Below are 14,848 nucleotides of genomic sequence, written 5' to 3' on the forward strand. Positions count from 1 at the left end.
AATAAATAAAACTTTAAAAGTAGAACAATTATTTTATTTTTACTCAAGTAATTCATTCCACTTCTTTTTTACTATTTCCCAGTCCATTTGTTCAATATAGCGTCTTGCCTCAATCGACAACTTTTTTGACTGCGGAGGATTTTCAAGTAATTTAAGTATGGCCGCCACCATTTGATTAGTATCATCATCATCAACTAACAAAGCGTTTTCATTATCCGTAAGTAAAAAAGGAATACCTCCAACATTTGTACTAACAACAGGCAATCCTAAAGCCATTGATTCCATTACACTCACTGGGGTATTATCAAAATGTGTGGTATTAATAAAAATATCATGGTCTGCAGCCAATTGCCACCAATCTTCTTTAGTTAATTTTCCTGTAAAACATACTGCAACACCTAATGAATCAGCAAACGCTTTGGTGCTTAGCAAACTTCCGTCTTTATCTGGTCCCACCATAGTTAAAGTTGCATTAGGATATTTTTTTCTCAATTCAAATAACACTTTAACCGCCATTTCAGGATTGTATATTGTTGCAAAAGCACGAACCCACAACAAATTTGGAGCTACTTTTTCACGTAGTTTATAAGGATACTTCTGAATTTCAATAGAGTTTGGAATATACAAAAGATTGGAATAACCTCTTTGTTCAAAAGCTTGCTTTAAATAGCCTGAAGGCACTACATTTTTATAGGCATTAGCAAATATCATTTGACATAATTTAGGATTTTTTTTTAGTCGATTTGGTAAATCTCCGCCATGCAAAATAGGAACATATTTGATATTAAATAATCTAGCTGTTTGGCTACAAAAAAATGCATACCAAAAAGCCTTTGTACTATAAGTATCTATCAAAATATAATCTATATTTCTTCTATATTGAAACATGGATAAAACCATATCTAACAAACGAAATAAAAAATTTATTTTAGTTGAGGCATACAAAACTTTGAAGCTCTCTGATTCCAACTGTGGCCCTAAAGTTTCTATTGTAGTTTTGTTTAAACCGTGTTTATACAGCTGATTCCCTAGATATAGAATTTTGATTTTCTTCATCAAAATGAACTTTTAAAAGTGATAAAGCATAAATAAAAGCAGGAGCTGCTAATCGCATAGCAGCATGATTGATAGTTAATATCCAAAAGACAACAAATGAAAAAACAAAAATATTCTGTTGATTATTAAGATATAAAACCATAGGCGTTATCAATAATATTATTAATGCAAAGAGACCAAACATTCCATGTTCTGCTAACATTCGAGTAATTTCGTTGTGTGATGCTGCATCAACTCCAGTTGTTTCTAATCTATACTCTTTATTTTTTCCTACCCCAATACCAAAAACAGGATTATCTAAAAACATTTTAAATTCAGATTCAATTAATCGCTCTCTACCTGTTAGTTTACTCAACTTTTCCCTCCCTCTAGCATCCTGATTAGCATATCGTTTATCAATTAATCCACCCGTTTGAATAGAACTATAAACCCATATACCTAATAGTGAAAAGGTTCCAAATACAACTAATAACAAAACTTTAGATTTTGCATATGATTTTGTATAAAACAAAAGCAGAATTACAACAATAATAATCATTATAAATCCTGTAATTATACCTCCTCTTGAAAAAGTTACAATCCCTCTAAAAGTAATTATAATAAATAAAAGAATATTAATAAGTTGAATAGCTATTGTTTTAGAATTTAAAACAATCTTAATAAAAAACAAGAAAATTCCAAGACCTAATATAGTTGAAACTTGATTTGGTCCAAATCCACCTGATGTTTCAAAATTAGACTCTGTATTTGTAACCACATCTTTTACACTCGGCGTATACAAATACATATAAATTAATGTAGCCATAAGGGGATAGGCTAACATATCTATAATTTTTTTTATTTGTTCAAAAGCAATCTTTCTTTGATAACAATAAATAGCGCTAATCATTAAGGTTATTGGTCCTATTATATTAAATGTTATAGCCTTTCTTATATCCGTATCAAAATTCAAGGTAAAAAAAGACAAAAAAATACCTGGCAACAATAATATTCCAAAAATCCAATAAAGAATGGAATTTTTTGAAAACCCTCTATAAATCATCCCTATTATTAAAATTCCTATTACACCATATTTAGCGTATTGCTCAAAAAAGTTACCTTGAGTCATTCGCAAGAAAACTTCAGCACCAACAAGATAAGCAGCCATATAAAGTGCTTCATTATTCGCATTCTTTCGAAGTATAACATATCTGTAACCTACTAAAATAATAGCAATAGCATATAATTTCGAAATGACTGGAATAAAATAAACAGCCAACCCAATAAATAAATGAATAAGTACTAATTTAATATAAGTTGAAGTATCATTTGATTTCATACATTATTTTTGATAGATAGAAAGTATCTTTTTTATTACAACTTTAGCCGAATAATTTTCATTAACAAAATCATTCAATTGCTGAGCTAAAACTTTATTTTTAGCTACATTATCTACTAAACTTTTAAAAATGAATTCTAGCTCATTCTCTTTATTTGATTCAAAACAAGTTCCTGTTTCTGTATTACGAATAATTTGATTACAATAACCTACATTTGATGTGATTACAAATAAATTTGCCATCCCATATTCTAATAAAGTTACTGGAAAACCTTCATATGTTGAAGTTAATAAACCTACATCACATTGCTTTAAAATATGTTGTACATCTACACATGATCCATAAATAAAAACAGATTCTGTTAAATTGTCGTTGATTATTTTATCTTTCAAATCCTTTGAATAAGAATCATAATTATCTTTGCCTATGAAATGTAAAGTCCACCCTAAAGAAGCAATTTTACTTTTAGAAAAAGCAGAAAGAGCTAATTGATGATTTTTAGGGATTCTTAAATTAGCCAAAACTACAATTCTCTTCCCTTTTTCTCCTTTCAAAACAGTATACTTCTGTTCAATCGGAGTTTCTTCCACATAATTTGGTAAAAAAAACACATTTGAAGTTTTTAAGTTTTGTAAAGCCCATTTTTGAAGCTCTAAATTCACTGTAAAAACACCACTAAAAAAAACAGAAACCAACTTAATTATCTTGTTTGAATTTTTACTTTTTAAACGATTACCATAATGATCATGCCAAAATATTTTTATTGATGGCATAATTATTTTTAGTAAAACTGCAAAAAAATAAGAACTACCATGTGCATGAATAATAGTAACTCTATTTTTTTTTAAAAATTTTCTGAACCGTAATAACGCATATAAATCTATTGATCGTTTCTTTCGCAAAAAAAGATAATTTACCTTTGAACTTATCGTTTCTTTTAACCCCCCTTCTAAACGCGTTACAACAATTCCTGAAAATTTGAGCTCTTTTCCAATAGTATTTGCAATTGTAACAGCCATCCGTTCAGCACCTCCTGGCTCTAAACTATCAATTAACTGAACTACTCTTATATCTTGAACTGATCTCACTTGTAAGAATTAATAATCATGTAAATATAGAAAAATTAAAAGCAAGCACAAGTTCAAAATCAACACAGTACTATTTACTTTCATTTTAATAATTTACTAATTTCTTGTTTAAATTTATCAGTTGTAAATTGTTGCGACCAAAATAGCCCTTCATCTGACATTTTTTTTAACATTTCTTGATCATTAATCAATTTTTCTATTACAACAAAATCAATTGATAATTCTTCTTGCAATAAAATTCCTCTACTTCCATTACCTACCATATAAGGGACACATGAAACTGGTGTTGCAATCGGAACGCATCCCCAAAACATAGCTTCAGCAACCACCTTTGGCCAACCTTCGCTTTTTGAAGGTAAAATTAAAAAATGACTGGTTTGATAAGCATATAAAACAGTTTCGTTGGTTTGATTTCCTTTCAAACAAATTATCGAATCTAAACCTTTGGTTTTAATATAAGTTTCAATCTCACTTCTCATTACACCATCACCATACAAATCAAGACTAACTTTATTTCCTCTCATAGACAACTGCTCAACTAATTGAATGGCATATAACGGTTGTTTACCTTTAGACAAAGTTCCCACAAAAAGAAATTTAACAATTTCATTATCATTTTTATTCTGAATCCTAATTTTTGAATTCTGAATTTCACTTTCACTATATGTAGCTGTAAAAAAAGGCTTGATGTTCTTAGTTTGATTTTTCCAATCTCCATAAACTAAAACTTGCATATTTTTAGTCAAGAAAGTATTACTCAAAATCCAACGCTGCAATTTATAAGTAAAAGGTTGTTTGGCATTGGGATCCCAATTACCAGCATATTTGGCAGTTTTTGTTTTTTTTGGAAACAAAATTTGAATAAAAGAAGCTAATAATGCCATATTTCCAGGACATCTTAAATGAATATGATTAGCCTTTTTCATTGCCTTAAAGATACGTATAGAATCAACAACAATATTTGGTATTGCTATCAATATATTGGTAAAAGAAAGAACATCAAACTCTTTTAAAACAATTATTTTTTCAATTTCAAAAGAGATTGGAACAATTAGTAATTTTTTATCTTCCTCCCACATGGGGCAACAAAACTGAATAGAATCAACATATTTTGCCCACAATCGCATTTCCTTCTCATAAGGGCTATATAAGAAAAATTGATTTTCTTTACTTATTATTGGTGCAGATGAAATTACAACGAATCGCATATTATATATAGCCCTCCGAACCCTTTTCTGATACTCTTATTGCAGGAACCCCTAGTACCACACCATTCGTTTCAACATCTTTGTTCACTAAAGAACAAGCTGCAATTAAAACATTATCTTTAATTAAAATCTTACCAGCAATAACAGCATTTGCACCTATATAAACATTGTTGCCAATTTTGGGCACACCTCTTTTATCGCCTAACCCAGAAACACCAATTGTTACCCCTTGCGAAATATTACAATTATTACCGATTTGCGTTTTTGCATTTAAAAAAACACCTCCAAAATGCCCAATATAAAAAGAATGCCCAATTTCCACAGACGCAGGAATTGAAATCCCTGTAACAATTTCGATACTTTTTTGCCAAAACAAACAAAGAATTTGCAGTATTTGTTTCAAAACAGGAATAGGTAATTTATAAATCGCATGAGCTATTCTGTGTTGAAATATAGCCCAAAAGCCTTGTGTAAAAAACAAAATAGTTATAAAATTACCACCATATTTTTTATATTTTCTATAATCCGAAAAAATCAGTGTAATAAATTTCATTGTAATATTGCGTTATAAAAAGTAATATTTTTTAATACCAAATTAGTGATTTCAAACTGTTCCAATACTTTTTCCCTTGCTTTTTTTCCATACTTGATTGCAGATTCATGATTATTAAGTAAAAAAATCACTTTCTCTGCTATATCTGTCGGATTAAACGGATCACATAACAAACCTGTTTCACCATCAATAATTACTTCTGGACCTGGCCCTAATTTTGTAAATATTACTGCTTTCCCCATAGCCATTGCCTCAGGAGCAACTAAACCAAGAGTTTCCATATGAGAAGGAAATACACAAACCGCTGCCTTTGCGTAAACATTTGATATCTCCGCAAAAGAAATTGCTCCATGAAAAACAACATCACGCGCATTCTCTCCAAGCATAGGCAATTCTTGTTCTTCCAACATTTTAATATATGAACTTCCATCTGGAAAAAACCAATCTCTCCCATATAAATTTAAAACTACATTTGGGAACTTCGCTTTTATTAAAGAAAAAGCCTGGATTAATTGCCGAACACCTTTTTTCTCACAAATTGTTCCAGCAAATGTTATATTATTTGTTTGAATTTCTGCATTTTGAGGATTAAACAACTGACTATTAATAGGATTAAAAATTACTTCTATTGGTTTATTATGATAATTTAAATAGTTTGCGGTGTGATTTTTTACATAGCTTGAAACAGCAACAAAAGCATCAGCTTTCTTAAATGACAACTTTTCCTGAAAACCTTTCCACCAATTAATCCCTCTTTTTTCTCCTTCAGCAAAAAAGTGATGACCTCCATGCAAACGAATTATATATTTTATATTTTTAATTTTTGGAAGAAAAGCCAAAGAAGATTCTGCTCCTTCAACAATATTTATTGGGTTATGCATATTTAATTTAAAAATTTGATTTGCAATAACTTTTGAATTATAATACCAAGTCAAACCCTTAGTTTTACTCTTTTTAAGACGAATTATAGTAACTCCATTAACTCTTTCAATCTCATTAGAAGCTGTATAATTCAATCCAATCACAGATACTTGAACTCCATTGTTAATTAAGGCTTCAGCAATAGTTTTTACAAAACTACCAAAACCTCCATGCGGAAAACCTTCTTTAGGATATTCGTTAGTTAAAAAACAGACATGCATATTTATGTTGGGGTAAATTGAAAATTGAAATAAAAATATAGAAATTCAATTATTAATACTTTTTTATAAAAAATAGCTCTTTAGAGATAAAAAAACATATATAAATAATATTCATCTCACGAACATAAGGAGAATAACCATAATATTGATGATTATGCTTTATATGTTGAACGTGAGTTATAATTGCCAGTTTCATAAATAGGTTTTAAATGGTAAAAATAACACATTTAACAAGAAACAGAACAATTCATAAATCAAATGATTATTGAGCTATGCTTTGAATAAACTCCATAGTAATGGGTTTACTTGTAAACAATACATTTTCATCAATTTTTGCTTTGTGTATATGAAAATCATCTACAGTTGTAGACAGAATACAAATCTTAGTATAATCTTTAATCTTTTCAGAAAGCGCTGAAAATCTCTCTATAAACTTAAAACCATCTAAAAGTGGCATGTAAATATCTAAAAAAATTAAATTAGGCAATTTTATTAAATCACTTTGATACTCTTCCAAATATTCAATTGCAGTTGTTGAGGAATTAAATTCCATTATATCTATTGACGAATCAAAACTATTAATCAATTTTGATGTTATATAACAATCAAATTCATTATCATCAACAATCATTATTCTTTTAAACTTCTTGGACATAACTTAATAAATGTAATGTTAGCATTATAGCTTAATAAACTTAATAAATTCTTCTTGTCTTCGTTTAGCTATCGGCAAAGCAACACCATTAGTAAACTCACAATACAAACCATCTTTCTTAGTAATTTTTGAGATGTGTTTAATATTGATAACATAAGAATGATGGATTCTAAAAAAGTAATTATAAGTCAATACATTATTGTATTCCCCTAAATTTTTACTAGATAAAATCTTAGTTCCGTTACTTAATACAAACTCTGTGTATTTACCATCCGCTCTACAAAAAACAATATCATCAACCTTAATCAATTCAATTTTATCAGTAGACGAAATGGCTAAAAATCCATTATTCTGATTGGTAGAATTAATCGAATTTATTTGGTTTAACTTTTGATCTTGAAAACTAATTTCCATCTCTATATTTTTAATAACTTTATATAGAGAAACAATCAAATCATTAAAATCTAATGGTTTTTTTAAAAAATCAATTGCGTTATGTTTAAAAGCTTGAAAAGCATCTTTCTCATCTTTTGAAATAAAAATAAACTTCGGAATATTAAAATCTAATTCCTTAAGTAAATTAAAATGCGCTAGATTTTCTATAGAGGGATTGAAAAAAATAAGTTCGGGCTTAGCTTCTTTAATAAACCCAATACTTTCTTGAAGTGTGTTTGAATACCCGCAAACAGAAATAATTACAGCATTTTCTTCACCAAATTTTTTAATTTGTTGAATTGCATCTAAATCATCATCTACTAACAAGGCCTTTATTAACTTCATAGAATATTGAAATTAAAACGAATTTATTTTAATTAATAAAGGTATAAATATAATAAAAAAATAATGAAATAAATACTTTTATTTTGGAATTGAAAAAGTAAAGACTGAACCAACTCCCAATTGTGAGCTAACTGAAATCAATCCCCCTAAACTTTCAACCATCTTTTTTACTGAAGCCAAACCTAACCCACTACCTAAAAATTCTGCTTGAGTATGTAGTCTTTTAAAGGGTTGAAAAATTAATTCCAAATACTCTTCTTCAATACCAATTCCATTATCAATTATTTCAAAAACATAAAATTTTGAATCTTCAATACAATTAATTGTAATAGCAGCAACATTATCGGTTTTTTGATATTTCAAGGCATTGTCAATCAAATTATGAAATATCATATTAATAGCAATCTTAGACGTAAAAACCTCTGGCAATTTATCTACTGAAAGAATCGGTTTTTCAACCATACTGTCTTCAATCAAACTTGAAAAAATATCTGTAACCAACTGATTTACATCAATTGGTTCTTTATCAGCTATTTTTTTATTTGATTTAGCATATTCTAACAAATCTACAATGAGCTTATCCATTCGTTTTACACTATCAAAAACAAATTTAAAATACACTTTTTCTTTTTCATCTTCTGGATTACTTTTTGCCTCAATCATTTTTAAAAAAGAATTGATAGCCCTCAAAGGCGACCTTAAATCATGTGCAGCTGTAAATGCAAAATTCTCCATTTCTTGTGCGTAATTCTCAACCTGTTCATGATATACAGCTAACTCATCCTGCTTTTTTCTTAATTCTAAAATATAAATAACTTGCTTTGCTAATTTTTTTAATGACTTTTTTTGTTCTTCCGAAATTGTTTTTACCTCGCCTTTACTCAATACGCATAAAGCTCCAAAAGCAATTCCTTGGGTATTTAACAAAGGAACACCAAAATAAGAAACAAAATGTGGCTCATTAACAACTAATGGAAATGTTTTAAATCGATCATCCATTCGCAAATCAGGCACTTCAAAAACCTCATCTTTTGAAAGGACAGCATGATAACAAACCGAATTTTCAATAGGTGTTTCTGAAATGTCAACACCGATGTGTGACTTGAAAAATTGCCGGTTTTTATCAACCAAACTAATCATAGCAACAGGCATATTACAAATAGAAGAAGCTATTTGAGCAATGTCATCATAAATCTCTTCAGGCATAGTATCAAGAATATTATACTCTTTTAAAACCTTTAATCGTTTTTCTTCTTCATCTTGATGCATCATTTGAAAACAGTATTAAATTATTAATAATCGACTTCTAATAGCAATTTCTTTCAAAAAGATACTAACTATTATAAAATTAGATAAAATTTATTAAAATAGCGTATAAAAAAGCTATAAGTAATAAATAAGTCTGCATTTCTTAAATAATTTTCAAAGGAATCACAAAATCTAGATACTTTAAAAAAATTAAAAAAATCTTGGGGAATAAATTTTTTCTTCGGTTTTAAAAATTTCAAATCTCAAAAAAATTTCATGAGAACCTGAATTGTAATTAGCTAATTTAGTGGTTTCAGCATCATACGAATAACCCATAAATAGCTTGTCAGTTAATTGAAAACCAACTAATCCGCAAACAGAAGCATTCAATCGATAGGCAGCTCCAACAGTTAATTTTTCATAAAACAAAAAATTCGCTGTCATATCCAATTGAAGAGGAGCACCTGCAACTACTTTTGAAAGAAAAGCAGGCTTCATTTTAATATCTGAAGTAAGATCGAATACATAGCCAGCCATTAGATAATAATGCATTTTTTCTTTAGCCAAGCTAGTCATATCATTATCATCATAATGTTTGGTTTCTAAAAAATTTGGCACTGATAGCCCAACATAGTGATGATCAGAATACCAATAAGCACCAGCTCCAAAATTAGGAGAAAATCGATTATCAATATTGTTTTGAAACTGTGGGTCCGTAGGATCGTATATACTCAATTTGGTATAATCAACATTCAGTAAATTAGCAGTCGTCTTAATACCCAAAGCCAAGGTAGAAAGATCGTCAAAATTTAATCGATAAGAAAAATCAATCGAAATGGTATTCTCATCTGAAGGACCAATCTGATCATTCACAAAAGACAATCCAAGTCCCATATTAGAAACTCCGATTGGAGAATGCAAAGAAAAAGTACTTGTCACTGGCGCACCATCTAAACCTACCCATTGTGCTCTATACATTCCTAATATGCTCATTACTTCTTTCGTTCCTGCATATGCTGGATTCACATTCATTGTATTATACATATAATTTGTATACTGAGGATCTTGTTGCGCAAATAATGCGTTAGCCAAGCATAAAAGCAAAATGGGGATTACTTTTATGAGTTGAGTTAAATAATTCATGATGTCAATTTTTGGGAGTTTTTTTTAAGAATTATAATTGAGTAAAAGCTTTTCTAGGTTTATTAATCTTATTACCCGAAAGGAGTTAAGACACTCCTTTCATGGTAATAAGCCCCAAAAATTGAACTTAAAAAACTCAACTATTCCTTACTAATTATTGTTTACATACAGATAACCTGTTTTTTGAACATCTTTTCTTTCACCTAAATTTTCAATAACAAAATCATATTTTATGATATAGAAATAGGTTCCTGTTGGCAATACATCTCCTGAAACATTCCATTCCGCTCCAGATTTACCTGTAAATACATTGCTAACATTATCATATCCTTTTACTTCATAAATTTTTGCTCCATATCGGTTAAAAATTTCTACAGAATTATTAGGATAACATTCAATTCCTTCTAGATAAAAAATATCATTTTTACCATCATTATTAGGTGTTAATGCATTAAATATTGTAATCTCACAAGCCATATTTAATACTTGTGTAAAAGTGGAACTATTGCCACACGCGTCTTCAGCAGTCCATTTTCTAATAATTCTAGACATACTCACACAATCACCTTGCTCTTTTGTTTCTTCAAAAGTTATTGTAACCTCACTAGTAGTATCAGTAGCATTCAATTGTGGTGCAACAGGAATACTACCACAATCTACATAAATTACTTCTTGTAAATTTTCTGAAAAAACTGGGGCCGTAGTATCTACAATAGTAATTACTTGAGAAATCATTTCTGCATTTCCACATGAATCGGTAGCTGTCCAATATCTTACAATTTCATAATTCCCAGAACAACTTCCTTGAATAGTTTCTTCTTCATATGAAATTGTTGCAACTCCACAATTATCAATAGCAGTAACTGTATAAGTTGGTATTGCCTCTCCATTCTCAATAGTTAATTCAGACGGAACATTGAAAGTAAACACAGGAGAAGTAGTATCTTGAACAGTAATATTTTGAACATGACTTACAGAATTTCCACAATCATCTGTTGCCATCCAACTTCTAACAATAGTATACGAGTTGTTACAAGATCCTAAAACTATTTGATCTTGAGAAACAACTGTTACCACACCACAGTTATCAGTAGCTTGTAAAGTTTCAACAGAAGGAACAGCATTACATTCTACAACTACATCAGCAGGTAAAACACTTGAAAAAACAGGGGCAATAGTATCGTTTACATGAAACACTTGAGAACAGGTTATAGTGCTTAAAACTGCATTTTCATTAACATCTTTCAATCCATTCAAATTAGTATCAGCATAAACCGATATAGTATAAGTTCTAACAACATCTGAATTACAACCCGCAAAACCGCTGTTAGTAGCTGTAATAACTACATTTCCACAAGAAGTATTACCGATAGTACCAGAACTATCACCAAGCTGCTCAAATGCAGCTATTGTTAAAATTGTAGCCGTAGGAATTTCGGCGTAACATTGGACAGTAGTAATTTCAAAATTTGGACAAGTAACTTCTAACTCACATTGAGAATTTAATGTAATAACAGCTTGATTAGAAACATTTCCCTGTAAATCACTTACTTGATAATTTTTAGGTGTTGGTGTGCCATAAAACCCTGCTTGTGGCACAAATGTTACAGCACCCGAAACTGCATCAATAGACCAAGAACCTTCACCAGGAACTACCATACTTAATGGCGTAGTAACTATTCCACTAGGAGAAGTTGGTGCAATAAAAGCAACTGTTTGAGGATTAACCACATCACCTAAAGTATCATTTGAAACCACATTAATAGTTATAGCTGTTCCAACAGTATAATAAGCGGTATCGTCTACAGCTATTGGTAACAAATCAAAACTAATAACCGCTTCATTACTCAAATTTTCATTAAAATCTTTAACATTATAAGAAATATTACTTGGAATCCCTACAAAATTTACAAATGGTGTAAAAGTTACTATACCAGAAACAATATCTGCAGTCCAATCACCTTCATTAGGAATTTTAAATCCAATAACTTGCCCTGTACTACAAAAAACCAAATCCGTAGCAACAGAAGGCGCTATCAATCTAATAGTTGTAGGATTAACTTGTGCACCTTGTATATCATTTGAAGTTACATTTATAGTAGAAACTGAACCACTAGTATATAAAACCACATCATTTGTTGCAATCGGACAATTTGTATAAGCCACAATTGAAACAGGTAATGCAACCTGATTAGCACAGTTAGTATTTACATCTTTAAAAATATAATTATAAGTCCCTACTTGTAAATTTGAGATAGTATATGTACTGGTTGTCCCAGTATAAATAGTTCCAGAATTCATTTCTGTAATAGACCAATTCGCTGGCAAACCACTAAATGTTACAGCCCCTGTAGAAGATTGACAAGTTGGTTGAACTAAACTTGCAATCGTTGGATTTGGAGCAAGATACACGTAGAACTGTTGTGTAAATTCTCTTCCGCAATCATCTTTTGCTTTGGCTGTATAAGTGGTTCCTGGAACCAACCCTGTAAACGAAGAAGAAGACTGATATGCTGTCAATTGTGTAGTTCCTGCAACATCTAACAAAGTATATGTATATGGTGCTTTTCCTCCAGTTGCTACCATATTTACAGAAGTATCACATGCATCAATTGACGCAAAATAAAACGGATTCAAATCTACACTAAATTGATATTCATATAAATAACCACCTACAAGTCTTGGCGTTCCATTTAAACCTCCAAACTGAGGAGGAAACATCGGTGTATTGTGTAAAATAACACCTCCGTATCTAAAATAGTACGTTTGATCATTAGGTAAGCTAAATGACACTTGATAACCACCAGGCACTGCTGTATAATTAAATGGAGCGCCATAACCTATTATACCCGACATTACTAAAGTCCCATCTGCTCTATAAACTGCAGCTGAAGTATTAGCTAAAACAGCAGGAACTCTTAAATATACTGTTACATCTTCTGTAACCAAGCCACAATAATCTAAAGTATGCGTAATTTCTAAACTTCTTGAACAACTTGTTGTATAATCAAAAGTACTTGACTTACCACACACATCTGTTACAGTAAAATTATAAGTCCCTGGTGGAAATGATTTCACAGCATCAACAACTAATGGAGAAGATATGTTTGGTGTATTAACAGTTGTAGTAAAGGGATAATTTATTACAGCTGAAGAAACTACTGCTCCTGTTCCTGATTGTGTTAAATAATTAGTTGGTCCAGAATTAAAGGTAATTGTTAATGGAGCAATTGCTAAACTTGAGATAGGCAATTCATTCAAATTTAAAAAAGTAATATCATCAAAGAAAACATTATCTCCTGTCCAAATACTACTATGACAAGATATGGTAGGTTGAAAGGGAACACTTTCTTGTGTAATTGTTTTTTGAAATGTAACCCCACAAGCATCTACCATTGTTAGTACATAGTCTATGTCAAACTTCAACCCCAATGAAACAGGAACCGAACCACCCATTTGCACAGCATTTAAGTGAGTTAAATTGACTGTTTGAGTTAAAATTGGTAAATTATTTATATCTAATGCAACCCCTCCTGGATTTGATGCTTCTGAAACAGAAATTTGAACTGGATTTGTAACATTGACACGAAACATTTTTACATCATATCCTAATGAACACATATCACTTGAACTACCAACACTAACAATCCTTGGCGTATCAAAAACTATATCTTGTGAACTTGGTAATAACAAAGAGCCTCCTGTTATAGCCCCACAATTATTGAATCCTGTGTAAGTTATAATATCTCCATTAAAAAATGAAACAGGTATATTTATATCAATCCTAAATTGATTGAAAGCATAATTAGAAGTCTGAGCTATTGGATTAATAAAAGTTAATGATTGCCCTAGATTATTTTCAAAAATATATGTTACATTACCAGTAGTTGTTCCTGAATTAGTTGCTAATCTAAATTTTATAATATCCCCACAATTATTAGCTGTAGAATATTTATCAACTTGTGTTAAAGTTGTTAATATTGACGGAATATTTGGCAGTGTATTATATATAGTAACCACTCTATCCGCACTATTACCACCACATTGATCAATTATATCTACTGTATAAACTCCAGCAGATAATCCTGTTATTGTATAATTTGAAGAGTTCAATGGAATAGGATTAACAGAGCTCCCATTTGGACCACTTAAAATTCGAACCGAATATTGTTGATTAGTAAAATCATTTGTTCCTACTGTACTATATAGATTTGAGAAACGTAGCTCGCCATCTGTACCATTATTACATCTTGGAGAATAAGTATTCACTATGAAATTATCTGCAGGACGAACTGAACCATTCACACATTGCGAATAGACTGCTGTGTTCAATGACAAAAGAACAATCAAGCTAATTTTAGCAACTAGTATAAGTATTTTTGTTCTCATAAGCGTTCAGTTAAATTAATCTTCCTTTTTGGTGAGACAAAGTTGCTTTAACTAAACGAGGGAATCAATCGACTATTAACAAGTGGTCTTGTTTTATTAATAAGTGGTATTATTTGGAAAGATTATGCTTTTTGAATATTTTTCATTATTGTACAAAAACAAACTAAAAGCAAAACTTTTATCAAAACCACAACAAAACCAATATTTTATTCAGATAAATACAATGATTTAATATTTTTTTTATTAACTTTACGTAGTGATTTGAAT

General features: G+C 30.2%; 11 protein-coding genes. All 11 read right to left on the reverse strand.

The features are described from left to right. Positions 1-39: 39 nt before the first annotated feature. Complete coding sequence (locus VK164_RS07300; protein WP_324208723.1) at positions 40-1,056, reverse strand: glycosyltransferase family 4 protein; 1,017 nt, start codon at positions 1,054-1,056, stop codon at positions 40-42. Next, positions 1,013-2,374 carry an O-antigen ligase family protein gene (locus tag VK164_RS07305; RefSeq protein WP_324208724.1) on the reverse strand — a complete coding sequence of 454 codons (1,362 nt, stop codon included), beginning with the start codon at positions 2,372-2,374 and terminating at the stop codon, positions 1,013-1,015. Before VK164_RS07305 ends, VK164_RS07300 begins: the two co-directional genes overlap by 44 nt. Positions 2,375-2,377: 3 nt before the next feature. Continuing rightward, on the reverse strand, positions 2,378-3,463 hold the full coding sequence (locus tag VK164_RS07310; RefSeq protein WP_324208725.1) for a glycosyltransferase: 1,086 nt from the start codon (positions 3,461-3,463) through the stop codon (positions 2,378-2,380). A gap of 80 nt (positions 3,464-3,543) precedes the next feature. Further along, positions 3,544-4,671, reverse strand: coding sequence for a glycosyltransferase (locus VK164_RS07315; protein WP_324208726.1), 1,128 nt, complete (start codon positions 4,669-4,671; stop codon positions 3,544-3,546). 1 nt (position 4,672) lies between these two features. Further along, a complete protein-coding gene (locus VK164_RS07320; protein WP_324208727.1) occupies positions 4,673-5,224 on the reverse strand; it encodes a serine acetyltransferase in 552 nt (183 codons plus the stop codon). After that, a complete protein-coding gene (locus tag VK164_RS07325; RefSeq protein WP_324208728.1) occupies positions 5,221-6,366 on the reverse strand; it encodes a glycosyltransferase family 4 protein in 1,146 nt (381 codons plus the stop codon). The genes VK164_RS07320 and VK164_RS07325 overlap by 4 nt, the downstream gene beginning before the upstream one ends. 262 nt (positions 6,367-6,628) lie before the next feature. Further along, on the reverse strand, positions 6,629-7,021 hold the full coding sequence (locus VK164_RS07330; RefSeq protein WP_324208729.1) for a response regulator: 393 nt from the start codon (positions 7,019-7,021) through the stop codon (positions 6,629-6,631). A gap of 24 nt (positions 7,022-7,045) precedes the next feature. Continuing rightward, on the reverse strand, positions 7,046-7,801 hold the full coding sequence (locus tag VK164_RS07335) for a LytTR family DNA-binding domain-containing protein (RefSeq protein ID WP_324208730.1): 756 nt from the start codon (positions 7,799-7,801) through the stop codon (positions 7,046-7,048). A 78-nt stretch (positions 7,802-7,879) separates the two neighbouring features. Continuing rightward, positions 7,880-9,073 (reverse strand): GAF domain-containing sensor histidine kinase, encoded by a 1,194-nt coding sequence (locus VK164_RS07340; RefSeq protein ID WP_324208731.1) that lies wholly within the window; start codon positions 9,071-9,073, stop codon positions 7,880-7,882. Between the two features lie 186 nt (positions 9,074-9,259). Continuing rightward, complete coding sequence (locus tag VK164_RS07345) at positions 9,260-10,192, reverse strand: type IX secretion system membrane protein PorP/SprF (RefSeq protein ID WP_324208732.1); 933 nt, start codon at positions 10,190-10,192, stop codon at positions 9,260-9,262. Positions 10,193-10,342: 150 nt separating this feature from the next. Next, a complete protein-coding gene (locus tag VK164_RS07350; RefSeq protein ID WP_324208733.1) occupies positions 10,343-14,581 on the reverse strand; it encodes a gliding motility-associated C-terminal domain-containing protein in 4,239 nt (1,412 codons plus the stop codon). Positions 14,582-14,848: the final 267 nt, after the last annotated feature.

Origin of the sequence: Flavobacterium sp., from assembly GCF_035299005.1 — a bacterium.
Lineage (GTDB): Bacteria > Bacteroidota > Bacteroidia > Flavobacteriales > Flavobacteriaceae > Flavobacterium.

Bases quoted from the DNA above. Each gene is read 5' to 3' on its own strand.
- VK164_RS07340 (WP_324208731.1), bottom strand. From the start codon at position 9,073: ATGATGCATCAAGATGAAGAAGAAAAACGATTAAAGGTTTTAAAAGAG.
- VK164_RS07300 (WP_324208723.1), bottom strand. From the start codon at position 1,056: ATGAAGAAAATCAAAATTCTATATCTAGGGAATCAGCTGTATAAACAC.
- VK164_RS07335 (WP_324208730.1), bottom strand. From the start codon at position 7,801: ATGAAGTTAATAAAGGCCTTGTTAGTAGATGATGATTTAGATGCAATT.
- VK164_RS07330 (WP_324208729.1), bottom strand. From the start codon at position 7,021: ATGTCCAAGAAGTTTAAAAGAATAATGATTGTTGATGATAATGAATTT.
- VK164_RS07345 (WP_324208732.1), bottom strand. From the start codon at position 10,192: ATGAATTATTTAACTCAACTCATAAAAGTAATCCCCATTTTGCTTTTA.
- VK164_RS07350 (WP_324208733.1), bottom strand. From the start codon at position 14,581: ATGAGAACAAAAATACTTATACTAGTTGCTAAAATTAGCTTGATTGTT.
- VK164_RS07325 (WP_324208728.1), bottom strand. From the start codon at position 6,366: ATGCATGTCTGTTTTTTAACTAACGAATATCCTAAAGAAGGTTTTCCG.
- VK164_RS07320 (WP_324208727.1), bottom strand. From the start codon at position 5,224: ATGAAATTTATTACACTGATTTTTTCGGATTATAGAAAATATAAAAAA.
- VK164_RS07315 (WP_324208726.1), bottom strand. From the start codon at position 4,671: ATGCGATTCGTTGTAATTTCATCTGCACCAATAATAAGTAAAGAAAAT.
- VK164_RS07305 (WP_324208724.1), bottom strand. From the start codon at position 2,374: ATGAAATCAAATGATACTTCAACTTATATTAAATTAGTACTTATTCAT.